Origin of the sequence: Faecalibacterium tardum, assembly GCF_040096515.1 — a bacterium.
Classification (GTDB): domain Bacteria; phylum Bacillota; class Clostridia; order Oscillospirales; family Ruminococcaceae; genus Faecalibacterium; species Faecalibacterium tardum.
Map to the genome: position 1 here is coordinate 11,371 of NZ_JBBMEO010000018.1, position 26,179 is coordinate 37,549.

26 protein-coding genes are annotated in these 26,179 nt (G+C 58.9%); 20 read left to right on the forward strand and 6 right to left on the reverse strand.

Going from position 1 to position 26,179, the window contains the following annotated elements; translation table 11 throughout:
* Nucleotides 1–161: 161 nt before the first annotated feature.
* Nucleotides 162–2,597: a glycoside hydrolase family 94 protein gene (locus WMO44_RS10330; RefSeq protein WP_097778852.1), complete on the reverse strand. Its 2,436-nt coding sequence runs from the start codon at nt 2,595–2,597 to the stop codon at nt 162–164.
* Between the two features lie 526 nt (nt 2,598–3,123).
* Between WMO44_RS10330 and WMO44_RS10335 the strand changes: the two genes are divergently transcribed.
* The 4 genes from WMO44_RS10335 to WMO44_RS10350 all read left to right on the forward strand — a co-directional run bounded on the left by WMO44_RS10335 (nt 3,124) and on the right by WMO44_RS10350 (nt 7,596).
* Nucleotides 3,124–4,131: a LacI family DNA-binding transcriptional regulator gene (locus tag WMO44_RS10335; RefSeq protein ID WP_349152531.1), complete on the forward strand. Its 1,008-nt coding sequence runs from the start codon at nt 3,124–3,126 to the stop codon at nt 4,129–4,131.
* A 78-nt stretch (nt 4,132–4,209) separates the two neighbouring features.
* Nucleotides 4,210–5,652, forward strand: a complete 1,443-nt coding sequence (locus tag WMO44_RS10340; RefSeq protein WP_249251153.1) for a twin-arginine translocation signal domain-containing protein — start codon at nt 4,210–4,212, stop codon at nt 5,650–5,652.
* Nucleotides 5,653–5,749: 97 nt separating this feature from the next.
* Entirely contained in the window at nt 5,750–6,727 is a 978-nt protein-coding gene (locus WMO44_RS10345) for a carbohydrate ABC transporter permease (protein ID WP_349152532.1), read from the forward strand.
* A 2-nt stretch (nt 6,728–6,729) separates the two neighbouring features.
* Nucleotides 6,730–7,596, forward strand: coding sequence for a carbohydrate ABC transporter permease (locus tag WMO44_RS10350; RefSeq protein ID WP_097778848.1), 867 nt, complete (start codon nt 6,730–6,732; stop codon nt 7,594–7,596).
* A 391-nt stretch (nt 7,597–7,987) separates the two neighbouring features.
* Here WMO44_RS10350 and WMO44_RS10355 read toward each other — a convergent pair whose 3' ends face one another.
* Nucleotides 7,988–8,398: a peptide deformylase gene (locus WMO44_RS10355; RefSeq protein ID WP_349152533.1), complete on the reverse strand. Its 411-nt coding sequence runs from the start codon at nt 8,396–8,398 to the stop codon at nt 7,988–7,990.
* Nucleotides 8,399–8,411: 13 nt separating this feature from the next.
* Complete coding sequence (gene brnQ, locus WMO44_RS10360) at nt 8,412–9,692, reverse strand: branched-chain amino acid transport system II carrier protein (RefSeq protein WP_349152534.1); 1,281 nt, start codon at nt 9,690–9,692, stop codon at nt 8,412–8,414.
* A gap of 211 nt (nt 9,693–9,903) precedes the next feature.
* On the opposite strand from brnQ, the gene WMO44_RS10365 reads away from it, so the two are divergent.
* Both WMO44_RS10365 and WMO44_RS10370 read left to right on the forward strand, forming a co-directional pair.
* Nucleotides 9,904–10,674, forward strand: a complete 771-nt coding sequence (locus WMO44_RS10365) for an ABC transporter permease (protein ID WP_349152535.1) — start codon at nt 9,904–9,906, stop codon at nt 10,672–10,674.
* Nucleotides 10,668–11,252 carry an ABC transporter ATP-binding protein gene (locus WMO44_RS10370; RefSeq protein ID WP_349152536.1) on the forward strand — a complete coding sequence of 195 codons (585 nt, stop codon included), beginning with the start codon at nt 10,668–10,670 and terminating at the stop codon, nt 11,250–11,252. The genes WMO44_RS10365 and WMO44_RS10370 overlap by 7 nt, the downstream gene beginning before the upstream one ends.
* Before the next feature lie 130 nt (nt 11,253–11,382).
* On the opposite strand, the gene WMO44_RS10375 is transcribed toward WMO44_RS10370, so the two are convergent.
* On the reverse strand, nt 11,383–12,600 hold the full coding sequence (locus tag WMO44_RS10375; protein ID WP_349152537.1) for an FtsW/RodA/SpoVE family cell cycle protein: 1,218 nt from the start codon (nt 12,598–12,600) through the stop codon (nt 11,383–11,385).
* 246 nt (nt 12,601–12,846) lie between these two features.
* On the opposite strand from WMO44_RS10375, the gene WMO44_RS10380 reads away from it, so the two are divergent.
* The 5 genes from WMO44_RS10380 (at nt 12,847) to upp (ending at nt 16,530) form a co-directional block, all read left to right on the forward strand.
* On the forward strand, nt 12,847–14,058 hold the full coding sequence (locus tag WMO44_RS10380; RefSeq protein ID WP_349152538.1) for a hypothetical protein: 1,212 nt from the start codon (nt 12,847–12,849) through the stop codon (nt 14,056–14,058).
* 84 nt (nt 14,059–14,142) lie between these two features.
* Nucleotides 14,143–14,568: a tRNA (adenosine(37)-N6)-threonylcarbamoyltransferase complex ATPase subunit type 1 TsaE gene (gene tsaE, locus WMO44_RS10385; protein WP_005920389.1), complete on the forward strand. Its 426-nt coding sequence runs from the start codon at nt 14,143–14,145 to the stop codon at nt 14,566–14,568.
* The gene (gene tsaB / locus WMO44_RS10390) at nt 14,565–15,275 is read left to right on the forward strand and encodes a tRNA (adenosine(37)-N6)-threonylcarbamoyltransferase complex dimerization subunit type 1 TsaB (protein ID WP_055186126.1); all 711 of its coding nucleotides are present in this window, start codon (nt 14,565–14,567) and stop codon (nt 15,273–15,275) included. Before tsaE ends, tsaB begins: the two co-directional genes overlap by 4 nt.
* Before the next feature lie 41 nt (nt 15,276–15,316).
* The gene (gene rpiB, locus WMO44_RS10395) at nt 15,317–15,763 is read left to right on the forward strand and encodes a ribose 5-phosphate isomerase B (protein ID WP_112090383.1); all 447 of its coding nucleotides are present in this window, start codon (nt 15,317–15,319) and stop codon (nt 15,761–15,763) included.
* Between the two features lie 140 nt (nt 15,764–15,903).
* Nucleotides 15,904–16,530, forward strand: a complete 627-nt coding sequence (gene upp / locus WMO44_RS10400; protein ID WP_349152539.1) for a uracil phosphoribosyltransferase — start codon at nt 15,904–15,906, stop codon at nt 16,528–16,530.
* Between the two features lie 56 nt (nt 16,531–16,586).
* Here upp and WMO44_RS10405 read toward each other — a convergent pair whose 3' ends face one another.
* A complete protein-coding gene (locus WMO44_RS10405) occupies nt 16,587–17,915 on the reverse strand; it encodes an MATE family efflux transporter (RefSeq protein WP_349152540.1) in 1,329 nt (442 codons plus the stop codon).
* Between the two features lie 38 nt (nt 17,916–17,953).
* The gene (locus tag WMO44_RS10410; protein ID WP_097778841.1) at nt 17,954–18,865 is read right to left on the reverse strand and encodes a pyridoxal-phosphate dependent enzyme; all 912 of its coding nucleotides are present in this window, start codon (nt 18,863–18,865) and stop codon (nt 17,954–17,956) included.
* A gap of 226 nt (nt 18,866–19,091) precedes the next feature.
* Here WMO44_RS10410 and WMO44_RS10415 point away from each other — a divergent pair, with 226 nt between their 5' ends.
* The 9 genes from WMO44_RS10415 to uvrC all read left to right on the forward strand — a co-directional run bounded on the left by WMO44_RS10415 (nt 19,092) and on the right by uvrC (nt 26,164).
* Complete coding sequence (locus WMO44_RS10415) at nt 19,092–19,475, forward strand: sigma factor-like helix-turn-helix DNA-binding protein (RefSeq protein WP_015536880.1); 384 nt, start codon at nt 19,092–19,094, stop codon at nt 19,473–19,475.
* A 26-nt stretch (nt 19,476–19,501) separates the two neighbouring features.
* Nucleotides 19,502–20,857 (forward strand): signal recognition particle protein, encoded by a 1,356-nt coding sequence (ffh, locus tag WMO44_RS10420; protein ID WP_349152541.1) that lies wholly within the window; start codon nt 19,502–19,504, stop codon nt 20,855–20,857.
* A 69-nt stretch (nt 20,858–20,926) separates the two neighbouring features.
* Nucleotides 20,927–21,169 (forward strand): 30S ribosomal protein S16, encoded by a 243-nt coding sequence (gene rpsP, locus WMO44_RS10425; protein ID WP_022257433.1) that lies wholly within the window; start codon nt 20,927–20,929, stop codon nt 21,167–21,169.
* 18 nt (nt 21,170–21,187) lie between these two features.
* The gene (locus WMO44_RS10430; protein ID WP_005920371.1) at nt 21,188–21,421 is read left to right on the forward strand and encodes a KH domain-containing protein; all 234 of its coding nucleotides are present in this window, start codon (nt 21,188–21,190) and stop codon (nt 21,419–21,421) included.
* A 229-nt stretch (nt 21,422–21,650) separates the two neighbouring features.
* Nucleotides 21,651–22,187: a ribosome maturation factor RimM gene (gene rimM, locus WMO44_RS10435; RefSeq protein ID WP_349152542.1), complete on the forward strand. Its 537-nt coding sequence runs from the start codon at nt 21,651–21,653 to the stop codon at nt 22,185–22,187.
* A 3-nt stretch (nt 22,188–22,190) separates the two neighbouring features.
* Nucleotides 22,191–23,438, forward strand: coding sequence for a tRNA (guanosine(37)-N1)-methyltransferase TrmD (trmD, locus tag WMO44_RS10440; protein WP_349152543.1), 1,248 nt, complete (start codon nt 22,191–22,193; stop codon nt 23,436–23,438).
* 281 nt (nt 23,439–23,719) lie between these two features.
* A complete protein-coding gene (locus tag WMO44_RS10445) occupies nt 23,720–23,983 on the forward strand; it encodes an HPr family phosphocarrier protein (protein WP_005920365.1) in 264 nt (87 codons plus the stop codon).
* An 85-nt stretch (nt 23,984–24,068) separates the two neighbouring features.
* Nucleotides 24,069–24,317, forward strand: a complete 249-nt coding sequence (locus WMO44_RS10450) for a hypothetical protein (RefSeq protein ID WP_097778839.1) — start codon at nt 24,069–24,071, stop codon at nt 24,315–24,317.
* Nucleotides 24,314–26,164 carry an excinuclease ABC subunit UvrC gene (uvrC, locus tag WMO44_RS10455; RefSeq protein WP_349152544.1) on the forward strand — a complete coding sequence of 617 codons (1,851 nt, stop codon included), beginning with the start codon at nt 24,314–24,316 and terminating at the stop codon, nt 26,162–26,164. The genes WMO44_RS10450 and uvrC overlap by 4 nt, the downstream gene beginning before the upstream one ends.
* Nucleotides 26,165–26,179: the final 15 nt, after the last annotated feature.

The following is a 26,179-nucleotide window of genomic DNA, read 5'->3' on the forward strand; positions in this document are numbered from 1 at the left end:
CTACTCCAAACGCATTTTCACAAGTGGGGTCGCAGAGCAACGCGGAGCGCATTTTCAATCGTTAAACTGTTTCATTATAAACCAAAGCCGCCGTGCAGAGGTCTGCGCGGCGGCTTTGGTCACAGAAAGGAGAATAATATGAAAAAGCAGAGAAAGTCGGGTTAACCCATGGTCACCTGCACCGTTACCTCAGTACCAGCGGCAGCCAGCGGCAGTACATTGCCGGAGATGGTCTTGCCGTCCACAGTAACGGCCTTGATGCCGTGCTGCACCCCGGCGGTGTTGTCCACCGTAATGTGGTACACCGCACCGCGGTAGCGGCGGGTCACGGTGAAGCCGGACAGGGTGTGGGGGATGCAGGGGTCTACCCGCAGGCCGTCCAAGGTGGGCTGGATGCCCAGAATGTACTGGCTGATGTTGAAGAAGGTCCATGCCGCCGTGCCGGTCAGCCAGCTGTTTTTGGCCTCGCCGAAGGTGGGAGCGTCCTTACCGGCTACCATCTGGCTGTAAACGTAGGGCTCGGTACGGTGGATTTCGGAGATGTCCTCAATATAGGCGGGGCAGGTCTTGCGGTACACCGCAAAAGCACGGTCGCCGTGGCCGAGCGTTGCCTCGGCGCAGCTGATCCACGGGTTGTTGTGGCAGAAGATACCGGCGTTCTCCTTGTATCCCGGAGGATAGCTGGAGATCTCGCCCAAATTCAGCTGGTAGCTGGTGTAGGCGGGCTGCAGCAGCACCACACCGTATTTGGTGTCCAGACGCTCTTCCACACTGGCAAGTGCCTGTGCGGCTTGTCCGCTCTCCTTGCCGATGCCAGCCATGACGCACATGCCCTGCGGCTCAATAAAGATCTGACCCTCGGTGCACTCCTTGCTGCCGACGGGCTTGCCGAAAGCATCGTAGGCACGGCGGAACCATGCGCCGTCCCAACCGGCGGTCAGGGTGGCCTGCTCCACGGCATCAATGTGCTTGCGGGCGGCAGCGGCCTCCTCGGTCAGATTCAGATGGTCGCACAGTTGGGCGTATTCGTGGCCGTACTTGACGAACATACCGGCAATGAATACGCTTTCGGCTACGGGACCTTCGCTGGGGCCGGTGATCTGGAAGCTCTCGCCCGGGTGCTCGGAGAAGCAGTTCAGGTTCAGGCAGTCGTTCCAGTCGGCGCGGCCGATGAGCGGCAGGCCGTGGGGGCCCAGATGGGTGCAGGTAAAGTTGAAGCTGCGGCGCAGGTGCTCCATCAGCGGCTGCGCCTTGGTGGCGTCGTTATCAAAGGGTACCTGCTCCTCCAGAATAGACCAGTCGCCGGTCTCCCGCAGGTAGGCGGCGGTACCGGCAATGAGCCACAGCGGGTCGTCGTTGAAGCCGGTGCCGATATCCCGGTTGCCTTTTTTGGTCAGGGGCTGGTACTGGTGGTAGGCGCTGCCGTCCTCAAACTGGGTGGCGGCGATATCCAGAATGCGCTCCCGGGCACGGGAGGGGATGATATGCACAAAGCCCAGCAGGTCCTGACAGCTGTCCCGGAAGCCCATGCCGCGTCCGGTACCGCTTTCGTAGTAGCTGGCGGAGCGGCTCATGTTAAAGGTGACCATGCACTGGTACTGGTGCCAGATGTTGACCATGCGGTTCAGCTTTTCCTCACCGGATTCCAGATGGTAGGTGGACAGCAGCTCTTCCCAGTGGGTGCGCAAGGCGGCGCGGGCTGCATCGATCTGTGCATCGGTGGCGTAGCGCTCCATCATGGCGTGGGCGCGGGTCTTGTTGATGACGCCCGGCGCAATGAACTTTTCCTGCTGCGGGTTCTCGATATAACCCAGACCGAACAGGATGCTGCGGCTCTCGCCGGGGGCGAGGGTCAGGTGGATGTGCAGTGCGCCCACCGGTGCCCAGCCGTGGGCAATGCTGCCGGAGCAGTGTCCGGCGCGGACGGCCTGCGGATCTGCCGGGCCGCCATATACGCCGCAAAAGGCATCCCGGGTGGTGTCAAAGCTGTCCACCGGGCAGTTTGCCCAGAACACGGCGTAGTGGTTGCGGCGCTCGCGGTACTCGGTCTTGTGGTAGATGACGCTGCCCTCTACCTCCACCTCGCCGGTGGAGTAGTTGCGCTGGAAGTTGGAGCTGTCATCCACAGCGTCCCACAGGCAGAACTCCACATAGCTGAAAAGGTCCAGCTCCTTAACGGTGGTGCCGCCGTTGCACACGGTCACGCGGTCCAGCTCACAGGCATCCCCCTTGGGGACGAACAGCTCCTGCCGGGCGGTCACACCGTCCTTTTTGCCCTCCAGAATGGTGTAGCCCAGACCATGGCGGCAGCTGTAACTGTCCAGCGGGGTCTTGGTGGGCTGCCAGCCCGGGTTCCAAACGGTGTCGCCGTCCTTGATATAGATCCGGTGGCCGTCCATGTCCAGCGGGGAGTTGTTGTAGCGGTAGCGGGTCAGGCGGCGCATCCGGGCGTCCCGGTAAAAGCTGTAACCGCCCGCCGTGTTGGAGACCAGACTGAAGAAGTCCTCGCTGCCAAGGTAGTTGATCCAGGGCAGGGGTGTCTGCGGGGTGGTGATGACATATTCTTTATTCTGGTCATCAAAATATCCGAACTTCATAATGCTTCCTCCTTAAAACTGCGCCTTGTCAGGTGGGCAGTGTGTCGATTGCGAAAACGATTAAGGCGCTGCGAAAGAAGCAATCTCATCACGCTAAGCATACCCTATCCCACCCAAAAATGCAAGAGCTTTTTGCAAAAATCTCAACGGAAATTTAAAAATAATCTGCGCAGCCCCGGCGGTTTTCGGCGGCATTCTGCGCTGCGCAAACCGGCGAAACGCGGAACGAAAGACCCGAAACCCATTTTAAAAGTAATATATACATACAGCCTCTGACACCGAAAACCATAACGAAACTGCAACGAAAATTTTTCCGTTTTAATCGAAATGTAACGAAAGTGAATCGAGATGCACAATTTTTACAGGCCAAATTGAAACGAAATGCCAAAAGTGATGCAGCTGAGCTAAAACTTTTGCGTTTTCACTTGATTTTTGGTACAGAATGCGCTATATTGAGATTGCGAAAACGATTAAGGAACTCGCGAGAAACATTCCGCAGCTCCTTTCCTTGGAAGGAGGCCATAAGATGCCGTCCCTGAAGGATCTGGCAAAAGAGTGCGGCGTATCCGTCGCAACTGTCAGTAAGGCGCTGAACGGCCAGCCAGACATCGCACCGGCCACGCGGGAGCGCATCTGTGCAGCAGCCCGCCGCATGGGGTACCTGCCCAACGCAGCGGCCCGGGCGCTGAAAACCAACCGTACTTACAATCTTGGCGTTCTGTTTGTAGATGAAAAGCAGAGCGGCCTGACCCACGAGTACTTCTCCGCAGTGCTGGACAGCTTCAAGGTAGAAGCGGAAAAGCGCGGCTATGATATCACCTTTATCAACCACAACATCAGCGGCAAGTCCATGAGCTATCTGGAACATTGCCACTACCGGGGTGTGGACGGCGTGGTGATCGCCTGTGTGAACTTTTATGATCCACAGGTGGTGGAGCTGGTCAACGGCGATGTGCCGGTGGTGACCATCGACCATGTGTTCAACAACCGGATGGCGATCCTTTCAGACAACGTGGTGGGCACAAAGGCTCTGGTACAGCAGGCATGGGCCTGCGGACACCGGCGTATCGCCTTCATCCACGGCGAAAAGACCGCCGTTACCGAGAATCGCTTGGCAGGCTTCTATCAAGCCTGCGAGGAACTGGGGTTGAAGGTGCCGGAGGAGTACGTCCGCTGCGGTGTGTACCACGATGTGGATCGCTGCGCAGAGGAGACCCGGGCGCTGCTGGCACTGCCGCAGCGGCCCACCTGCATCATCTTCCCGGATGACTTTTCCGCACTGGGCGGCTACAACGCCCTGACCGAAGCGGGCTTGAGCATCCCGGAGGACATCTCGGTGATGGGATACGATGGCATCTATCTCTCCCGGGTGGTCAAACCCCCGCTGGTGACCTACCAGCAGAACACCAAATCCCTTGGCAGGCTGGCAGCGGATAAGCTGATCGAGCTGATCGAGCATCCGCGTGTGACCCTGCCGGAGCAGATCCGGGTGTCCGGCAAACTGCTGGACGGCGGCTCCGTCCGCATCCTTTAACAAAGGCCCACAACTCCCGGCGCGGAGTTTTTGAGAATGAATTTTTTAATTGGAAAACCATGAAGGAGGTTTACCCTTATGAAAAAGATCTCTCGTCGTAATTTCCTGCTCGCTTCCGGTGTCGTGACTGTTGGTGCTGCTCTGGCAGCCTGCGGCGGCAGCTCCAGCAGCACTGCTGCTTCCTCTGCGGCTCCCGCATCCTCCGCTGCTGCTTCTGCTCCGGCTGCTGCCGAGGGCAAGGTGCTGAACATCTGGTGCTGGAATGATGAGTTCCAGAGCCGCTTCAACGACTACTATCCCGAGGTCAAGGAGATCGCAGCCGACAAGTCCACCACCACCCTGAAGGACGGCACCACCGTGAAGTGGACCATCAACGCTAACGAGAACAACAACTACCAGAACAAGCTGGACGAGGCTCTGCTGAATCAGGACTCCGCTGCCGATGACGACAAGATCGACATCTTCCTGATCGAGGCTGACTACGCTCTGAAGTATGTGGATTCCGACTACGTTCTGGATGTCAAGAAGGACATCGGCCTGACCGATTCCGATCTGGCCGGCCAGTACCAGTACACCAAGGATATCGTTTCTGTGGACGGCAGCCAGCGCGGCACCACTTGGCAGGCTACCCCGGGTCTGTTCGCATACCGCCGCAGCATTGCCAAGGAGGTGCTGGGCACCGATGATCCCGCCGAAGTGCAGACCTACCTGTCCGACTGGGATAAGTTCAACGATGTAGCTGCCAAGGCTGCTGCCAAGGGCTACAAGATGCTGTCCGGCTTTGACGATGCTTACCGCACCTTCTCCAACAACGTCTCCGCGCCTTGGGTCACCGGTACCACCGTTACCGTGGACGAGAACCTGATGAAGTGGGTGGATCAGACCAAGGAGTACACCGACAAGGGCTACAACAACAAGTCCAGCCTGTGGGACAGCCAGTGGGCTTCCGATCAGGGCCCCACCGGTAAGGTGTTCGGCTTCTTCTACTCCACTTGGGGCATCAACTTCACCCTGCTGGGCAACTCTCTGGCAACTCCTACCGCTGAGGGCGGCAAGGAAGAGGTTGGCAACGGCATCTACGGCGACTACGCTGTGTGCGAAGGCCCTCAGCCCTACTACTGGGGCGGCACCTGGATCTGCGGCGCAGCCGGCAGCGACAACCTTGAGACCATCAAGGACGTTATGCTGAAGCTGACCTGCGATGAAGCCATCATGAAGCAGATCACCATGGATACGCAGGACTACACCAACAACGAGAAGGCCATGAACGAGATCGCCAGCAGCGATTACAAGTCCGACTTCCTCGGCGGCCAGAACCACATCGCTCTGTTTGCAGAGGCTGCAACCAAGATCGATATGTCCAACGCCGGCCCGTACGATCAGGGCCTGAACGAGAGCTTCCAGAACGCTTTCAAGGATTACTTCACCGGCAACGTGGAGGAGGATGCCGCCAAGGCAAACTTCGAGACCGCCATCAAGGAGAAGTACCCCGAGCTGACCGACGTGGTATGGCCCGCATAAGCGGTTTTACTCCGAACTGAAAATTGAAGCAAAGGGGCGGGCGGCGTATCTCGCCCGCCCCTTTGGTTTTGCTGTGACCCGGCAGGAGGGAGATCTCATGGGAGAAAAAACAAAGAAGAAAGGGTCGATCAGCTACGCGAAATGGGGCTATATCTTCATTGCACCGTTCTTTATCATCTTCGCGGTATTCCAGCTGATCCCTCTGGCATCCACCATCTATTACAGCTTTTTTGAGTATTACCGCAGCGGCCTGAAGATCATCGGACCCAGCTTTGTGGGCCTGAAGAACTACATCACCCTGTTCGCGACCGATCTGCCCAAGTATTTTGGCAACACGCTGATTTTATGGATCATCGGCTTTATCCCGCAGATCATCGTCTCGCTGCTGCTGGCGGCATGGTTCACCGACCTGCGGCTGAAGCTGAAGGGACAGACCTTCTTCAAGACGGTCATCTACATGCCCAACCTGATCATGGCCTCGGCTTTTGCCATGCTGTTCTTCGCCCTGTTCTCGGATAACGGCCCGGTGAACGCAGTGCTGCTGAGCATGGGCTGGATCAAGACCCCCATCAGCTTTTTGAATACCGTGTGGGGCAACCGTGGTCTGGTGGGCCTGATGAACTTCCTGATGTGGTTCGGCAACACCACCATCATGCTGATGGCAGCCATTATGGGCGTAGATCCCACCCTATACGAGGCTGCAGAGCTGGACGGCTGCACCCCGAACCAGATGTTCTGGAAGATCACCCTGCCCCTGATCCGCCCCATTCTGGTCTATGTGATGATCACCTCCATGATCGGTGGCTTGCAGATGTTCGATGTGCCGCAGATCTTGACCAACGGCAAAGGCGGCCCCGACCGTACCTCCACCACCATGATCATGTACCTGAACAACCACCTGTTCAGCAAGAACTACGGCATGGCCGGTGCAGTATCTGTGGTGCTGTTCCTTGTGTGTGCAGTGCTGTGCGTCATCGTGTACTTCTCGCTGACCAAGGAAGATGACGGCCTGACCAAGGCCCAGCGCAAGGAACTGAAAGCAGCCAAAAAGGCTGCTGCCAAAGGAGGGAAATAAGTATGGCACATACGCCTAAAAACCAGTCCGAAAAGGCGATCTTGACCGCCCGCCGCGCGTGGTGCTATCTGGTGCTGGTGCTGATCAGCTTTCTGTGCCTGTTCTTCTTCTATGTGCTGATCATCAACTCCACCCGCACCCACTTCGAGATCCAGAAGGGCTTCTCGCTGATGCCGGGCAAGTCCATCATCACAAACTTCCGCAACGTGCTTACGGACGCCAACATCCCTGTGGTAAGCGGCATCCGCAACAGCCTGCTGGTGTCTGCCTGCTCGGCAGCGCTCAGCGTCTACTTCTCGGCACTGACAGCCTACGGCATCTACGCCTATAACTTCAAATTCAAAAAGGCCGCCTTTGCCCTGATCCTGCTCATCATGACCATGCCCACACAGGTGTCCGCACTGGGCTTTCTGCAGTTGATCTCCAAGATGGGCTTGAAAAACAGCTTCATCCCGCTGATCGTTCCCAGCATTGCAGCACCTACGGTGTTCTTCTTCATGAAGCAGTATCTGGACGCCTCCCTTCCCATGGAGATCGTGGAAGCCGCTCGCATTGACGGCGCAGGCGAGTTCTATACCTTTAATAAGATCGTGCTGCCCATCATGAAGCCGGCTTTGGCTGTGCAGGCCATTTTCTCCTTCGTGGCAAGCTGGAACAACTACTTCATCCCGGCTCTGGTGCTGGATACCGCCGACAAAAAGACCCTGCCGATCCTGATCGCTCAGCTGCGCAGCGCGGACTTCCTGAAGTTCGATATGGGCAAGGTGTACATGATGGTGGCCATCGCCATTCTGCCGGTCATCGTCGTCTACCTGCTGCTGTCCAAGTTCATCGTCCGCGGCGTTGCACTTGGCGGCGTTAAAGGCTAATGACCTCACAATAACACCTTCATTTCTCTGTTACAGCATAGCAAAGCCCCCGGGGGTCACACCCTCGGGGGCTTTGTGCGTTATAGTTGGTGAGCAAAAACGATTTGGAATGGCTTCCGCTGCGCTCTAGCCATTTTCAGCGGAAAAATTATTTTATATTCGGGATTCAGAAACGTCTGCGGGCGTTTCTGAATCCCCTTTTCACAGGAAGAGCCGTAACCGGGAGAGGCAGTTGCAATATCTTTGCGCCCCTTTCGTGAAAAAGTAACTCTGGAAAATCCGCAGATTTTCCAGAGTTACAACTATAAAAATATTCTTTCCGCTATTTATGCGCAAAGCGAACGCGGAGCGCATTCAAAATCGTCCCACGCGGGGGAGTGTGCGATGGGATTCAGATCAAGATCCCATCGCAATGGTCGATCTCGTGCTGGATGATCTGTGCCGTCCAGCCGGTAAAGGTCTTGATGCGGAGTTTACCGTCCATGGTCTGGTACTGCACCTTGATGCTCTGGTAGCGCTTTGCTTTCCGCACGCCTTCCAGCGAAAGACAGCCCTCCTCGGCCTCGTACAGGCCGGATTTTTTCAGGATGACCGGGTTGAACAGCACCAGATACCCGTCCTCGGCCTCCACCGCGATGATGCGCTTGAGCACACTGATCATGTTGGCTGCCATGCCCACACAGCCGTCGGCGTGGGCGGTCAGGGTGTCCAGTAAGTCCCGTGCAACGGGCGCGTCCTCCGGGGTGGCGGGGGCGGACTTCTGCGCCAGAAACAACGGGTCGTGCATGATAGGCTGGATCATAGTAAAATCTCCTTTATTCTTCAGTGCGGCTTAAAAAGATGCCTGCCAGCAGCCCGGCAACCGCCGGGAACACCCAGCCAAAGCCCAGTGCTGCCAGCGGCAGAGCGTTGGCAAGAGCAGAAAGCGGGCCAAGCGGCAGCGCAGCGGCAATGCTCTGCACGGCGGTACAGCCGATACACAGCGGGTAAACTCGGTGGCGCTGTTCCAGCCCGGGCACGAAGGAAAGTACGATCAGCACAATGGCCACCGGGTATAACGCGTTGAGCACTGGGACGGACAGGCGCAGAATTTCTGCCAGCCCCAGATTTGCGATCAGCATACTGGCAGCGGCAAAAAAGGCGGCAAGAACAGGGTAGGGGATGCGGGGCAGCAGGGTGTGGAAATACTCTCCCACACAGGCAATCAGCCCCACACAGGTGTTGAAGCAGGCCAGCATAAAGATGGCGGCAAGGAGCACCAGCCCTGCTTTGCCGAACAGCCGCTCGGCCAGCACGGTCAGCACCTCGGCACCGGTGGCAAGGCCGGGCACGGCGGCACCGGTCAGTGCTCCGGCGTGCCCCAGCATGGTGTAGACCGCCAGCAGCAGCCCGCCCGCCACAAACCCTGCACGGATGGCACTGCGCTGCACGTCCTGCTCCCGGGCAACGCCTTGCGCCCGGATGTTCATGGCAATGACCGCGCCAAAGTTCAGCGCCGCAAGGGCGTCCATGGTCTGGTAGCCGTACAATACGCCCTGTAACACGACCGTGGAACGATACGTCTCGGTGGGCGCAGCGTACTGCGCCGCCAACGGGTGCAGTAGGCAGCCGCCGAACAGGATCAGAATCAGAACCAGCAGGCAGGGGCAGAGCAGCCTGCCCAGCCAGCGGGTGAGCCTGTCCGGGTGCAGCGCTACCAGAAAGGCCGCGCTAAAGAACAGCACGGAGTACCCCAGCTGCAGCCCGGCGCTGCTGCCCAGCAGCGGGGTAAGCATGGCAAAGGAGGTGCTTGCGGTGCGCGGAATAGCCAGACACGGCCCGATGGACAGGTAGATCAAGATCATGAATACCTGTGCGAATACCGGGTGCACCCGCCCGGCCAGCTTGTCCAGACCGTCTGCCCGTGCCACCGCGATGACCCCTGCGACTGGCAGACCCACGGCACTGATGGCAAGCCCCAGAAAGGCGGGCCAGAAGTTTGTCCCTGCCTTTGCGCCAAGATCGGGTGGGAAGATCAGATTGCCTGCCCCGAAAAACATGGAAAACAACGTAAAACCGACGAGCAACAGCTTGCGGCCCTTGAGCGCTTGTGTCAATACCGTCCCCCTCTTTCCTGCGCCGGTGCAAAGATGCACCGCATACTGTATCCAGTTTACACTGGATGTAAATTCATGTCAAGCATACGACGATTGAACAAAAGTATATACATTGAAAGCCGACCCGCCGCAGGTGGTGCACAGGTCATTCCCCTTTGCGGGACGGTATGGTATACTATACCTTATAATAGGCAGTGGAAGAGGGCAGTTTATGAAGCAGAACAAGCAGTTTTTTCGCCGTTTGCTGGCGGTGGCGTTCTGGCTGGCGGTGTGGCAGGCCGCAGCTATGGCCATCGGGCAGGAGGTGTTTTTGGTATCGCCGGTGCAGGCGCTGCGCACTTTGGTTCAACTGCTGCCAAGGGCGGATTTCTGGCAGCGGGTGGGCTTCAGCACCGGGCGCATTCTGCTGGGCTTTGTGCTGGGCGCAGTGGTCAGCGTGGTGCTGGCGGTATGCGCTGCCCGGTGGAGCGCCGCCGATGCACTGCTGGCTCCGGTGATGCAGCTGGTCAAAGCCACGCCGGTGGCAAGCTTTATCATTCTGGCGCTGGTCTGGGTGCGGGGCAGTGCCCTTTCGGTGCTCGTCAGCTTTTTGATGGTGCTGCCGGTGTTGTACGGCGCGGTGCGCACCGGCATTGCCGGGGCAGACGTGCAGCTGCTGGAAATGGCGGCAGTGTTCCGTCTGCCGCCGGGTCGCCGCCTGCGTGCGGTCTGGCTGCCGGCGGTGCTGCCGGCTTTCCGGCAGGGGTGCAGCGTAGCGCTGGGCATCTGCTGGAAAAGCGGCGTGGCGGCCGAGGTCATCGGCCTGCCCAACGGCAGCATCGGCGATGCGCTGTACCGCGCCAAGATCACCCTTTCCACTGGGGAACTGTTTGCGTGGACCTTTGTCATCATTCTGCTGAGCGCAGGCTTTGAAAAGCTGTTCCTGTTTGCACTGGATAAAGCTGTTGGCGCAGTGCTGGGAGAGGAGGGGACAAAATGCTGAAGCTTCAACACCTGACAAAACGGTTCGGCGCGGCACCGCTCTTCACCGACCTGTGCATGGAGGTGGACGCCCCCGTGGTGCTGTGGGCACCCAGCGGTTGGGGCAAGACCACCTTGCTGCGCATCTTGATGGGGCTGGAGCGCCCCACCGCCGGCAGTGTGGAGGGTGTGGGCCGGGTGGCAGCGGTCTTTCAGGAGGACCGCCTTTGCCCTCAGCTGAACGCGGTGCAGAACGTCACTTTGGTGCTGCCGGGGGCAGAAAACCAGTACAAAGAGCAAATTATAAGTGATTTTCAACAACTTGGAATGGAACTTGCCGCCTTGCAGCTGCCCGCCCGCAGACTTTCCGGCGGGCAAAAGCGGCGGGTGGCGCTGCTGCGGGCGCTGTGGGCATCCAGCGACACCCTGCTATTGGACGAGCCATTTACCGGCATGGACCCGGACACCCTGCAGCGGGCGGCGGCGCTGCTGCGGCAGCGCTGCGCGGGCAAGCCGGTGTTGCTGGCTACCCACGACGAAAGCGCCATCCGCGCCCTCGGCTGGCCGGTGGTGGAACTGGAAAAGCTGGGACGTTCTTGAATGCCCTCCGCTTCGCTCTGGGCATGATTTAAGGAAATTTTTTTTCAAATATGGCGTTTGTTTTAAAATCACCTAAAAAGCAAGGACGTGCAGCCCGCAGGCTGCACGTCCTTGCTTTATAGAATATTCTTTACCCGAACAGGCTTTTGGTGTTGTGAGAGTATACAGAAAGGACTAAACCGACGCAGATATACAGCATAAGCACCGAGCTGCCACCGGCAGAGTAGAAGGGCAGGGTGACGCCGATGACCGGCAGCACCCGCAGGTTCATGCCCACGTTCACCGCGATCTGCGCCATCAGGGCACCGCCGATACCGGCGCAGATGTAGCTGCCCAGCAGATCTTCGCTGCGGGCACCGGTGGCAAAGGTTTTGATCACCAGCGCCAGCAGAACGCCCAGCACCACGCAGCAGCCCACAAAGCCCGCCACGTTGCCGATCCAGCTGAGGATGAAGTCATTGTGGGCGTTGGGCACACTGTAATACCGGCCGGTGAATAGACCGTTGCCAAAGATGCCGCCGGAACCCAGCGCGATCTCGCCGCGCTGCTGCTGGTAGATGATGTTCTTCCATATCGTCTCGCTGGGGGCCCAGCCGGTGGTGTTTTCCGGGTCCAGCACCGCCAGAATGCGGTACCACTGGTATCCTTTGCCGATCTTATCGCTGAAAAAGGCAAAGGCCATCGCCACGGCAGCGCCCGCCGCCGCAAAGGCTGCAAAGATATACTTCCAGCTCAACCCCGCCGCAAACATCATGCAGCAGCCGATGATGCCGTAGATGATGGCGGTGCCGTCATCGCCCTGCACATGGATGATGGCAATGGGCACCAGCAGATGCAGCAGCAGCTTTGCCAGCTCCTTTGGTTCGTTGATGCGGCTGCGCACATTGTTCAGGTGCATGGCAAAGGTCAGGATAAAGCTGATTTTTGCCAGCTCTGTGGGCTGAAAGGTAAAGCCGCCCAGTTTGTACCAGGAGTAGTTGTCGGTATCGCCGGCGTTGTAGCCGATGGTCAGCGGGCCGATGGATACGTTGCGGATGACCAGCGTGGGCAGCACCAGACCCCACGTCAGCACAACGTGCACCGGCCACACCTTTACAAGGCTGCGGTAGTCCACGCAGGAGAGCAGCAGCGCAATCACGATGCCAATGACGGAAGCGCCCGCCTGCACCAGCGCCCGGCGGTAGTCGCCAATGCCGATGATGGCACCGGTCACCTCGTCGGTGGCAAAGCCGTTGCCCTGCTTAGCTGCCCACGAGGACAGCGCCAGCACCGCCATAACGCTGCTGAAAATGCACAGCAGCAGATAAATCTTATCGCTGCGCTTAAAATATTGTCGAATGCTATCCAAGGAAAGCACCGCCTTTCGTCAGAACAGTCTGCCGGAGTGTGCCTGCGTACAGGCGATAAAAACCCAACATATCGCTATTATACACAAATCCCCCTGCCAATGCAATGCGCCGGGTGTGACGGAATGGTAAAACATTGCCGGGGTGCTTGACAAAGCCCCGGTTGCATCCTACAATGAACCTGTGGGCGCAGCCTTGCGCACAACAGCCCCGGCAGTGTGCCGGGGGAGAGGAACGGGAAAGAAGAAATGGAACATACAGTTTATCGCCGCCTGCTCAGTGCAGTGTGCGCCATCGCACTGGCCTTTACGGTAGTGTGCCCGGCAGTGGCCGCTGCACCGGAGGAGACCACCGGCACCCCCCAGACCCTGACTGCCTCTGAGGTAAAGGAGATGCAGCAGACGGATGCCGCCGTCACCGCCCTGACCGACAGCGCCGCCTACGCCGGAATGTCGGAGAAAGCGCGTCAGACTGCTGCGCTGGCGCAGCTGGATGAGCTGGCGGCGCAGGGGCTTGTGAAAAAGGACAGCATCTATGTGGATGCGGAAAACGGCATGATAAGCTTTACTTACAGCTGCGGCGCACTGGGCGGTATTCTGCTCACTGACAGCGAGAGCGAGGCGGACGCCGCCCTGCCCGGGCCGGAGATGGAGGATGCGCCTGCCCTGCTCGCTGCCGAGAACGGCACCGTGGGCAATGCGGTCATCTACTATGCCTTTGATAACGGGGTGAACAGCAACCGCTACCCCTACTATTCTTATATGAAGGACTACTGGAACGGCTACGGCCTGGACACTCATCTGGACATGATGGTGACCGTCTCCGACCTGAAACGGATGGCAGACTACGACCTTGCCATCCTTAGCGCCCACGGCGCGTATTATACCTATGAGTACGGCTGGCTGTGGAAAAAGCAGGCCACTGCGCCCATCCTCCTGCTGCTGGAAAAATCGGATTTCTGGAACGACCTGCGCTACGGCATGGATCTGCTCAGCCACCGGGTTATCAAGGTAAACGGCTGCTACGCCGTCACCGGAGGCTTTTTCAGCAATGCCTACCGGGGCGGGAAGCTGAACGGCACCATCGTGCTTTCGGAGACCTGCGAGTTCTACGGACGCAGCGGCCATGTGAACACTGCTCTTTCGGATGGGCTGCTCTCCGGCGGGGCAAAGGCTGTGGCGGGCTTTGTGAACAACGTATACAGCGTGTACTCCCGCAGTATGCTGTGGGCGACCGTGAACCGTCTGATCGAGGGTGAGACCTTGCAGCAGGCCATTGATTACGGCCTTGAGGTCTACGGCGAAAACGACATCGTGTGGTATCTCAACCAGAACACCGGACGGCATCCGCACCCGGCGGCGTCCTACCCCATCATTCAGGGCAACGGCACCGCTCGGCTCACCGCGCCCGGCACGGCAACGAACAGTGCTGTAGAGCAGCAGACCCCTGCCGCCGCCTGACCATTGCACTTTTGCACGTTTTATATTATACTTAGGGATGGCAGGCGTCTGCCATCCCTTTTTTGAAACGATGAGGTAACCTTCATGTCAGAATATATCACCCATTCCCGCGCCGAAACGGTGGCGCTGGGCAAACGGATGGCCGCTGTGCTGGCCCCCGGGGCGCTGATCGCCTTTACCGGCGGTCTGGGCGCTGGCAAGACCGCCTTTACCGAGGGCCTTGCCGAGGGTCTGGGCTGCACCGACCCGGTGTCCAGCCCCACCTTTGCCATCGTGAACTACTACCGGGGCCCGCGCCCGCTGGCGCACTTTGACCTGTACCGCATTTCTACCGAGAATGATCTGTGCGCGGCAGGTTTCTACGATTATCTGGATCAGGGCGCTGTGGTGGCAGCAGAGTGGAGCGAGAACTTTGCCGACCTGCTGGCACTGGAAAACCCCATCCGGGTGAACATCGAACGTCTGGACGATACCACCCGCAAGATCACCATTGAGGGGGTGACGGTATGAATATTCTGGCCGTGGATACGGCGGGCAAGACCGCCGGTGTAGCCCTGCTGCAGGACGACCGCCTGCTGTACGAGGTGTATCTGGATGGCGGCATGACCCACAGCGAAACGCTGATGCCCATGATCGACACCTGCTTAAAGATGTGCGGGCTGACCTGTGCGGACATCGACCTGTATGCTGTCAACGCAGGCCCGGGCAGCTTTACCGGCCTGCGCATCGGGCTGGCCGCCGTCAAGGGGTTGGCCTTCCCGCGCGAGACCCTGTGCGCCCCGGTGTCTACGCTGGAAGCGCTGGCTGCTGCCCACACCGGCGAGGGCACGGTGCTCTGCGCACTGGATGCCCGCCGCGCACAGGTATATAGCGCAGCGTTTGACCTTGCCACCCACGCCCGCCTGCTGGACGATGACGCCCGGGCGGTTGCAGATCTGGCTGATTTTGTAGAAAATTGCAAAAAGCCCCTGTTTTTTGTTGGTGATGGCGCGGGTCTGTGCTATAATAAATACAGCGATGTGCCGGGTGTGCTGCAAACACCCCCGGCGCTGCGGGGCGGCCGTGCCGCTGCCGTAGCACTTGTGGCAAAGCAGATGGCCGCAGCCGGGCAGGCTGTGCTGCCGGAGGCGCTGCTGCCGGACTACCACCGTCTCAGTCAGGCGGAGCGGGAGCGGGCAGAGCGTCTGGCTGCCGAAGCCGCAGCAAACAAACAATAAAAGCGGAACTGTGACCACTCACAGGGAAAGGACGTTTTTCCATGGCAAAACCCATTGCACTTGCCGCCGACCACGGCGGATTTGAACTGAAAGAGGCTGTCAAGGCACATCTGGAAGAGCTTGGTCTGGAGTATATCGACTTTGGCACCCACAGCACCGACAGCGTGGACTACCCCGACATGGCTGTGCCCGCTTGTGACGCAGTGGTGAGCGGCCAGTGCGAGAAGGCACTGCTGTTCTGCGGCACCGGTGTGGGCATCAGCATGGCTGCCAACAAGATCAAGGGCATCCGCGCCTGCTGCTGCTCCGACAGCTTCAGTTGCGAGTATACCCGCCGCCACAACGACGCCAACGCCCTGTGCATGGGCGGCCGCGTAGTGGGCGCAGGTCTTGCCTGCCAGCTGGTGGATATCTTCCTGAACACCCAGTTTGAGGGTGGCCGTCATCAGCGCCGCATCGACAAGCTGACCGCACTGGAAAACCGCTGATTGAAATTTTTGTAATTTCACAGAGAAGCTTGCTGTGCAAGCTTCTCTGTGAAAAAATCCTTTTGTGCGCCCACCGGGCGGGCAAGGGCACAGATCAGTACCCGATAGAATGTTCTATATAAATTAAGGAGCGTGTTTTTATGACCCCGATGATCGTTGAACATCCGCTGCTGCAGCACAAGATCAGCCTGCTGCGCAACAAACAGACCGGCACCAAGGAGTTCCGTGACCTCGTTGGCGAGATCGCAACTCTGCTGTGCTACGAGGCTACCCGCGATCTGCCGCTGGAAGAGGTGGAGATCGAAACTCCCATCACCATGGCAAAGACCAAGGTGCTGGCAGGCCGCAAGCTGGCTCTGGTGCCCATCCTGCGCGCAGGCATGGGTATGCTGGACGGCATGCTGACCCTGCTGCCCGCTGCCAAGGTTGGCTTCATCGGCCTGTACCGTGACGAAAAGACCCTGCAGCCTGTGGAGTACTTCTGCAAGCTGCCGCAGGATATCGCCGAGCGCGACGTTCTGGTGCTGGACCCCATGCTGGCTACCGGCGGCAGCGCCATCGATGCCATCACCCAGATTAAGAAGCACGGCGCAAAGCGCATCAAGTTCATCGGTCTGCTGGGCGCACCGGAGGGCATCAAGGCTCTGCACGAGGCACACCCCGATGTGGACATCTATCTGGGCGCACAGGATGACTGCCTGAATGAGAATGGCTACATCGTGCCCGGTCTGGGCGATGCAGGCGACCGTATCTACGGCACCAAGTAAAACATATCTATAAAAAACAATGCCGGAGCGTTGATGCTCCGGCATTGTTTTTTATCTTACATCTCGCTGCTGCGCAGAAAACGCACCAGCATGGGCAGCTCGTACAGCAGCATCAGCAGCCAGCCCACGGCGTAGCTGAAGGGCAAAGCTTCAATGTCCATTTTCAGCACCAGCACAAACAGGGCGGCGGCGGCCACACGGCCACCCATGTTCAGCATACTGCTGTTCAGGGTGACCTTCAAATCGCCCATGCCCCGGAAAAAGCCCTGAATGCCGTTGGTGGCGGCGGGCATCAGATAAAACAGCGAGATGGTGCGCAAAAACCGCACGCCCAAGTCCACTACGGCGGGGTCGGTGGCGAACAGCCGGATGATGGGCTGGGCAAACAGCAGACAGATGGCCGTAAGCAGGATGCCATAGGCAAACTCAATGCGCATCCCGCAGTGGTAGCCTTGCCGTACCCGGTCGGCCTTGCCCGCACCGCGGTTCTGCGCCATCAGGGTGGTCATGGCGTGGCCGATGTTCTGCTGCGGGGTGTAGGCAAAGTCGTCGATGCGAGAGGCGGCGGTAAACGCAGCCATAGCGTTGACGCCCATGGTGTTCACGATGGCCTGCACCGCAATTTTGCCCAGCTGCACTGTGGCCTGCTGCATGGCGCTGGCCCAGCCGTAGCTTACGGTCTTGCGCAGCAGCTTGCCGTCATACACCAGCCACCGTCTGCCCAGCTGTAAAACCGGCACCTTATAGCGGATGTACACCACGCACAGCAGGCAGCAGGCAGCCTCGCTGAGCACGGTGGAAAGGGCACAGCCCTCGCTGCCCCAGCCCAGCGCTTCCACAAAAAACAGGTCGCCACCAATGTTCAGCACCGCACTGATCATCAAAAAATACAGTGCGCTCTTGCTGTCGCCCAGCGCACGCATGGTGGCAGCCAGAAAATTATAGAAGAAGGTGAAGATCAGCCCTGCAAACACGATGCGCAGATAGTTCACCGCAATGGGCAGAATAGCCGCAGGCACCTGCAGCAGCCGCAGCAGCGGGTCTGCCAGCAGCACGCACAGGGCAGAGAAGGTCAAAGAGAACACCGTGCCTGCAATGGCGGTGGTGGAGACCTGACGCTCTACCAGCTGTGTATCTCCCGCGCCAAAGGCGGTGCTGACCAGGATACCCGCGCCCAGACACATCCCGTTGATGAACAGGATGGCAAGGGTCATCAGCGGGTTCGAGGTGCCCACGGCAGCCAGTGCGTCCTCGCCCACAAACTTGCCCACGATGATGCTGTCGGCGGCGTTGTAGGTAAGCTGGAACAGGTTGCCCAGCACCAGCGGAATGGTAAATTTGATCAGCAACGGCGTAATGGCGCCGCTGGTCATGTCCTTGGTCATGAAAAACGTCCTTCTTTCCTATTGATAGAAGCAGCCGCTTACACGATGCTGGCGCGCCCGCTGAAGATCGCCAGCGCGGCACGACTGTTGCAGTTGGCCAGCAGCTGGGCGGCGGCGTGCAGGGCAGCACCGGCGCTGACCGAAGCGGGGATGGCATCGGTGCGCAGCACCTGCTGGGCGGCACGCTGGGCGTCCCGGCTGGCCACAGCGGAAACGTTATCCACCACATAGCTGTTGTAGTTTTCCGGCACGATGCCGTAGCCGATATCCGGGATGCCGTGGGGCCCGGTAAGTCCGCCGCCCAGCACCTGATTTTCGTAAGGCTCTACCGCCACGATGCGCACATCGTTCGTCCATGCCTTGATGGTCTCGCCTACGCCGGTCACCGTGCCGGCGCTGCCCACGCCAATGGTGATGGCGTCCACAAGGCTCTTGTTCTGCCGGGCAATGCTTTGCACGATGGCGGGGCCGGTGACCCGGCGGTGATACTCCGGGTTATCGTCGTTGGCAAGCCAGTTCATATAGTACCAGCCGTTCGCAGCGGCGGTCTGCGCCGCCAGTGCCCGTGCTCCGGCCAGACCGCTGCGGGCAGGGCTGTGCCGGATCTGCGCACCCAGCCGCAGCAGATACTCCTGCCGCAGGGCAGGGGCGTCCTCCGGCATCACCAGCACGATGGGGTGCCCGGCGGTCAGGCTGGCCAGCGTAAGGGCGGTGGCAAAGGGGCCGGAGGCTGCTTCAATGATGGGCTGCCCCGGGGCAAGCTGCTTTTTTTCAATGGCAAGCGCCAGCATCCCCTCGGCAAGGCCGTCCCGGGCGGTGCCGGTGGGGCCGTTAAAATCCAGATACGCGTACAGATGCCCCTTCAGCCCGCAGGCGGCGGCGTAGCCCCGCAGCTCCACAATGGGGCAGGCAGTGGTAAGGGTCTGGTAAAAATTAGAGTAGATCGGCACAAGGGCACTCCTTTCTCTTGGGATACAACACTATTATCCTAACGCAAAGCCCCCGGCTGCGTCAAGATGCCTTTTGGCAAAAACAGCGAATTTTGGGCAGATATTTCAGAAAAAACTCCAAAATCCCCTTGACAAGGGGCAGGGGTTCTGGTATACTCCATCCGTAAAGCAAAAAAACTTTACAACACAGCAAGCACAGACAGCAGAGCACCGGGGGTCAACAGCAATGGCAAAAGATCTGGAAATGGGGTATCTGCTGGATTTTTATGGCGAGGTGCTTACCCAGAAGCAGCGCGAGATGCTGCGCCAGTATTACAACGATGATCTTTCGCTGAGCGAGATCGGCGAAAACTTCGGCATCACCCGGCAGGGCGCACGGGACGCCATCAAGCACGGCGAGACCACCCTGAAGGAACTGGAAGAAAAGGTAGGCTTTGCAGCCCGCTACCGGCGGGTGCAGCAGAAGCTGGAACAGCTGGAGCAGCTGGTCATCGACACCCGGTTCGAGTGCACCGGCCCCCGCGCCAATATCACCACCACGGAATATGTGGAAACGCTGACAAAAATGCTGGAGATCATCCGCTCGATGGATGAAGCAAACGAAAGCTGATCGAATTTTGAAAGGAGCACCGCACAATGGCATTTGAATCCCTGACCGACCGCCTTGCCGGTGTATTCAAAAAGCTGCGCGGTCACGGTAAACTGACCGAGGCAGATATCAAAGCCGCCATGCGCGAGGTGCGGATGGCTTTGCTGGAAGCCGATGTCAACTACAAGGTTGCAAAGGACTTCTGCGCAAAGGTGTCCGAGCGCGCCATGGGACAGGAGGTCATGGAAAGCCTGACCCCCGCCCAGCAGGTGGTCAAGATCGTCAATGAGGAGCTGGTAGCCCTCATGGGCGGCAGCGAAGCCGCCCGCCTGAACATCAAAAACAAGGGCCAGACGGTCATCATGCTCTGCGGCTTGCAGGGCAACGGTAAAACCACCCACGCGGCAAAGCTTGCCAAGTTCTATATCAAGCAGGGTCGCCGCCCCATGCTGGTGGCCTGCGATATCTACCGCCCCGCTGCTATTGACCAGCTGCAGGTGGTGGGCAAGCAGGCCGGTGCACCGGTGTTCACCCTGCCCGGCGCAAAGCCGCCGGAGATCGCCCGCAAGGCACTGGCGCACGCCAGAGACTACGGCAACGACATCGTCATTCTGGATACCGCAGGCCGCTTGCAGATCGATGAAGTGCTGATGCAGGAGCTGGTGGACATCAAGGCCGCCGTTCCCGTGGATGAGACCCTGCTGGTGGTGGACGCCATGGCCGGTCAGGATGCCGTCAATGTGGCTAAGACCTTCAACGAGACGGTGGGCGTGGATGGCATCATCCTTACCAAGACCGACGGCGATACCCGCGGCGGTGCAGCGCTTTCCGTGCTGGCCGTTACCGGCAAGCCCATCAAGTTTCAGGGCACCGGCGAAAAGCTGGATGATCTGGATGTGTTCCACCCGGACCGCATGGCAAGCCGCATCCTTGGCATGGGCGATGTGCTCAGCCTGATCGAGCGCGCACAGGATGCCGCCGACGAAAAGGCTGCCGAAGAGACCGCCAAGCGTCTGATGGAAAATAAGTTCGATATGAACGATATGCTGGAGCAGTTCGCCCAGATCCGCAAAATGGGCGGTGCAGGCGCGATGCTCAGCATGCTGCCCGGTGCTTCCGGCATCGACGCCAGCCAGATCGACGAAAAAGCCTTTGACCGCATCGAGGCCATGATCTATTCCATGACCAAGGAAGAGCGGGAAAAGCCTTCCATCATCAACCCCAAGCGCAAGCGCCGCATTGCTGCAGGCAGCGGTACCCGCGTGGAGGACGTGAACAAGCTGCTCAAGCAGTACGAGATGATGCAGAAGATGATGAAGCAGTTCAAGAAGAGCCCCAAGGGCTTTGCCCGCCGTCTGGGCGGCATGATGGGCAACCCCAACGCCTTCCGCGGACTGAAATAACAACGGTATACAACCCCGGCGGGGTTTGTAACATATATCAAAAACAACAATTTTTGGAGGATATCTATTATGGCAGTTAAGATTCGTCTGCGCCGCGTTGGCGCCAAGAAAGCTCCCTTCTACCGTGTTGTCGTTGCTGACAGCCGCTTCCCCCGCGATGGCCGCTTCATCGAGGAGATCGGCACTTACGATCCCAACAAGGAGCCCTCTGAGGTGAAGATCGATGCCGAGAAGGCAAAGCAGTGGATCGCTAACGGCGCTCAGCCCACTGATACCGTTCGTGTCCTGCTGAAGAAGTCCAACATTCTGTAAGTAGGGGAGGGCTGACTCATGCAGGAGCTGTTGCTGGCAGTTGCCCGCGGTCTCGTGGAGGACAAGGACGCCGTTAAGGTCACGGTGGACGAGCCCCGCGAGGACGGTACCATCGTCTACCACCTGAGCGTGGCAGAGGGAGATATGGGCCGTGTCATCGGCAAGCAGGGCCGGATCGCAAAAGCCATTCGTGTGGTGATGCGCGCGGCTGCTGTGCGGGTCGATGAAAAGGTCCTTGTTGAGATCGACTGAGCACCCTACTGGCCCTTTGCCCTTGCGGCAAGGGGCCTTTTTGGTTATAGAAAACCCTCTCAGGCGCTTCGCGCCAGCTCCCCCGAAAGGGGGAGCTTGGAGCAGACTGTACACAGGAGCATTCTGAACAAACAAGCAATACACCACCTCTTCGTCAAAAAGCTCCCCCCCTCGGGGGAGCTGGCAATGCCGCAGGCATTGACTGAGAGGGTTCTTACAGGAGAAAACGATGCAGCAATATCTGGAAGCCGGAAAAGTTGTTACCACCCACGGTGTGCGCGGGGAAATGAAGCTGGAGCTTTGGTGCGACGGGGTGGATTTTTTAAAAAAAGTGGGCCGCCTGTACCCGTCGGCACAGGGCGGCAGAGCCTATAAGATCCTTTCCATCCGTCCGCAGGGGCAGATGGCGCTGCTCCAGCTGGAGGGGGTCAGCGATATGGATGCCGCCCGGGCGCTGCGCGGGCAGGTGTTCTACTTTGACCGCAACGATGCCACCCTGCCCGCAGGCCGGTGGTATGTGGCAGATCTCATCGGGTGCGAAGTGCGGGATGCCGACACTGGCAAGGTGTACGGCGTGGTGACCAGCGTGGATCACCCGGGTGCGCAAGATATCTACACCGTCAAGGCACCCGGCGGCAAGGAGTATATGTTCCCCGGGGTGGACGCCTTCCTGAAAGAGCGCAACCCGCCGGAGGGGTATATCCTTGTCACCCCCATCCCCGGCCTGCTGGATGATGATTTTGACAGCGAGCGGGAGGAGGAGTAAGCCATGGGAATGCGTGTGGATATCGTGACCCTGTTCCCGGAGATGTGCCAGCAGGTGCTGGATGCCAGCATCATCGGCCGGGCGGCAAAGCGGGGCTATATTGAGACCCACTGCCACCAGATCCGGGATTATACCCTGAACAAGCAGAAGCAGACCGACGATTACCCTTACGGCGGCGGCTGCGGCATGGTGCTGTACGCCCAGCCCATCGCGGACTGCCTGCGGGCGGTGCAGCGCGAGGTAGCGGAACAGGGACGGCCCGCCCCGCATATTGTGTTCCTGACGGCGGGCGGGCAGCGCTACACCGAGGAGCACGCAAAGCGCTTGGCACAGTACGACAACCTGACGCTGGTCTGCGGCCACTACGAAGGCATTGACGAGCGTGTCATCGATGCTTTTGCGGACGAGGAGATCTCCATTGGTGATTATATCCTGACCGGCGGCGAGCTGGCCAGCCTTGTGGTGGCAGACAGCGTGCTGCGCCTGAAGCCCGGCGTATTGGCTGAGCAGAAGGGCTACGAGGAGGAAAGCTACTGGGACGGCCTGCTGGAATACCCCCAGTACACCCGCCCCGAGGTGTGGGAGGGCCGTGCTGTGCCCGAGGTGCTGCTGGGCGGCGACCATGCAAAAATTGACGCGTGGCGCGGCGAACAGAGCCGCACCCGCACCCGTCTGCGCCGCCCGGAGCTGTACGAGCAGTGGTGTACGAGCCACCCCATTGCCGAAGTGCCCAAGTGGAAGCGGGGCGAGAATGTCCGGCTGGTAAAGACCGCCGAGCAGTTTGCCGCCGCCGCAAAGCTGTTTGCTGAGGGTCGGCAGGCTGTCTGCGCCGACAACTGGACGCCGGAATACTGCCGCGCTCTGACCGAGCCGCAGTTTTTGCTGCAATTACAGCAGGAAAAGGCGGCGGGCTGGGTGTGCTACCTGCACACCACCAAGGATGTGCCGGACGGCATGGTGTGCGTCAGCCATAAGGCGGGGCATATCGAGCACCTGTTCGTCACGGAAAAAGCCCGGGGCAAGGGCATTGGCGCAAAGCTGCTGGATTTTGCCCGCAAAAAGCTGCCGGAGCACGCACACCCGGTGCTGAGTGTTCTGAACACCAACACCCGCGCCATTGCGCTGTATACCCGCATGGGCTGGCAGCTGGACGGCAGCACCAGTCTGGAATTTGACCCGCAGCAATACCCCACTGTGACGCGCAAATGCGCACTGGTGCAGATGCGCTACGCAGGCCCTGTGCAGGAGTGAGCCGCGCCGGAAATGTCGGTGAAAATACACAAAATTCAGAGGAAAACTCCCCGGCGGTCTAAAAGTTGTTGAAAACTTTTGTATTACACCTCTAACCTTTGGGGTATAATTTTATTGTCTTTGTACAAAACCTGAAAAATGCTCCCTGTTTCATTGGGAAAAGCGCCAAAAATGCAAAAGGGGTCTGTACAAGTGTTTCGACTTGCGCTAAAATGAGTGTAACACAACAGGCACACCATGCTTTTGTACACCAAAACGATATTAGATAGGAGCGCTTTACTATGTACGTAAAAGAAGTTACCGTTGAAAATCAGGTTGGTCTGCACGCTCGTCCGGCTACCTTCTTTATCCAGAAGGCAAACGAGTTCAAGTCTTCCATCTGGGTCGAAAAGGAAGAACGCCGCGTGAACGCAAAGAGCCTGCTGGGCGTTCTGTCTCTGGGTATCGTGGGCGGCACCACCATCCGCATCATCGCTGACGGCGCGGATGAGCAGGCTGCCGTGGATGGCCTGATCAAGCTGGTGGAGTCCGGCTTTGCAGAGTAAGTCTGTATCACAAGCAACAGAAAGCGGCGGGGGTTCCCTGCCGCTTTTTTGATAAGCTTTTTTACGGGAAGAAGGAGGGCTTTTTATGAGCGAGAAAAACAAACAGCGAATGGAAAAGTTCGTGGCACTGTGTAATTCCGGGAAGCCGTGGTATGTGTTCCTTGTTCTGTTCAGTCTGCTGCTGGCGGCAAACGCCCTGCTGGAACTGCTCACCGAGCAGCGGGTCAAGAGCTGGGTATGGCTGCTCAATGTGGCGGGCATCGTGGGCTGCGTGGCCGATCTCTTCCACTGCAAAAACCTCCGTGCTGCAAAAGCTGAGGACGAAAACGCATGACCAAGGCCGAGCTCTATCAAAAAGCCTGTATGCTGCCGCTGCTGCCTGGGGTGTATATCATCCGGGACAAAAGCGACACCATCATCTATATTGGCAAGGCCAAGCGCCTGCGCATCCGGGTAAGCCAGTATTTCCGCGAGGGCGTGCCCCACGATAACAAGGTCAGCCAGATGATCGCCCATGCCTACGCCTTTGACGTTATCGTCTGCCAAAGCGAGTTCGAGGCGCTGGTGCTGGAAGCCAGCCAGATCAAGGCGCACACCCCCAAGTACAACATTCTGCTCAAGGATGACAAGGGTTATAGCTACATCCGCGTCACCCGGGAGGACTGGCCGCGCCTTTCTTTCACCCTGCAAAAGGAGGAGGACGGGGCAGAGTATATCGGCCCTTACACCTCCAGCTTTGCGGCGCGGCAGATGGCAGAAACGGCCATGGATGCTTTTTTGCTGCCGCGCTGCTCCAAGCGCTTCCCGCAGGAGATCGGCAAAGGCCGCCCCTGCCTGAACGCCCATATCGGCAAGTGCATGGCGGTGTGCAGCGGAAAGATCAGCTGCGAGACCTACAATCAGGCGGTCAAAAACGCGGTGCACCTGATCCGCTATGGCAAAAAGGACATCCTGAAAACCCTCAATGAGCGGATGCAGGAAGCCTCCGACCGGCTGGAATTTGAGACCGCCGCTCTTCTGCGGGATCAGATCAACGCCATCACCAAGCTGACGGCAGGGCAGAAGGTAGTGGTAGACCCGGACGTGGAGATGGACGTGGTAGCGCTTGCCGGTACGCCGGACAGTGTGTGTGCGGCGGTGCTGCGCTTCCGGGAGGGACGGCTGACCGATAAGCGGGAGTTTTTGTTCCACGATACCTCGGATATCGACGCGGTGCGGGAGGAGTTTCTGCCCCGGTATTATCTGGACGATGAACAAATTCCGAAAATCATCGCGGTGGACGCACTGCCGCCGGACGTGGATGCCTTGCAGCAGGCGCTGAACCAGAAGCGGGGCAGCGAGGTACAGCTGTACGTGCCCCAGCGAGGGGACAAGGCGCATCTGGTAGAGATGGCGCACACCAACGCGGTGGAGCGTCTGGCGCGGGAGAGCGGACGCTACGCCCGGGAGGAAAAGCTGCTGGACGAGCTGGCGCAGGTGCTGGGGCTTTCAAAGCCGCCCCGCGCTATTGAAAGCTACGATATCTCCAACTGGGGTGATGGCAGCAGCGTCTGCGGCATGGTCACCTTCAAGGACGGCAAGCCCTTCAAGGCGGGCTACCGTAAGTTCAAAATGAAGACCGTGGCGGGCACGGACGACTACGCTTCGCTGGCAGAGACTGTCTCCCGCCGGGCGGCAGAGTACGAAAAATACGCTGCACAGGCTGAAAATGGTCAGCCAAGCGGCAACTGGTTCGGGCAGAAGCCGGATCTTTTGCTGATGGACGGCGGCAGGGGACAGGTGAGCGCCGCAAAGGAGGCGCTTGCCGGTACGGCGCTGGAAGATGTGCCGCTGTACGGCATGGTAAAGGATGATCACCACCGCACCCGCGCCATCGTGGACAGCGACGGGCGGGAAATCGCTATCAACATGAACCGCGGCACCTTTACCTTCATCACTGCCATTCAGGACGAGACCCACCGCTTTGCCAACGCCTACCGCAAGCAGCAGATGAAGCAGAAAAGCTACTCCTCCACCCTGACCGAAGTACCGGGCGTAGGCCCTAAAACGGCTAAAGCCCTGCTGGCGCAGTTCAAAAGCGTGGGCGCGGTGAAGGAAGCCACCCCCGACCAGCTGGAAAACACTCCCGGTGTGGGCAAACAGCTGGCACAGACCATCTACGAGTATTTTCATCAGGCATAAACACAAAACCGCCCC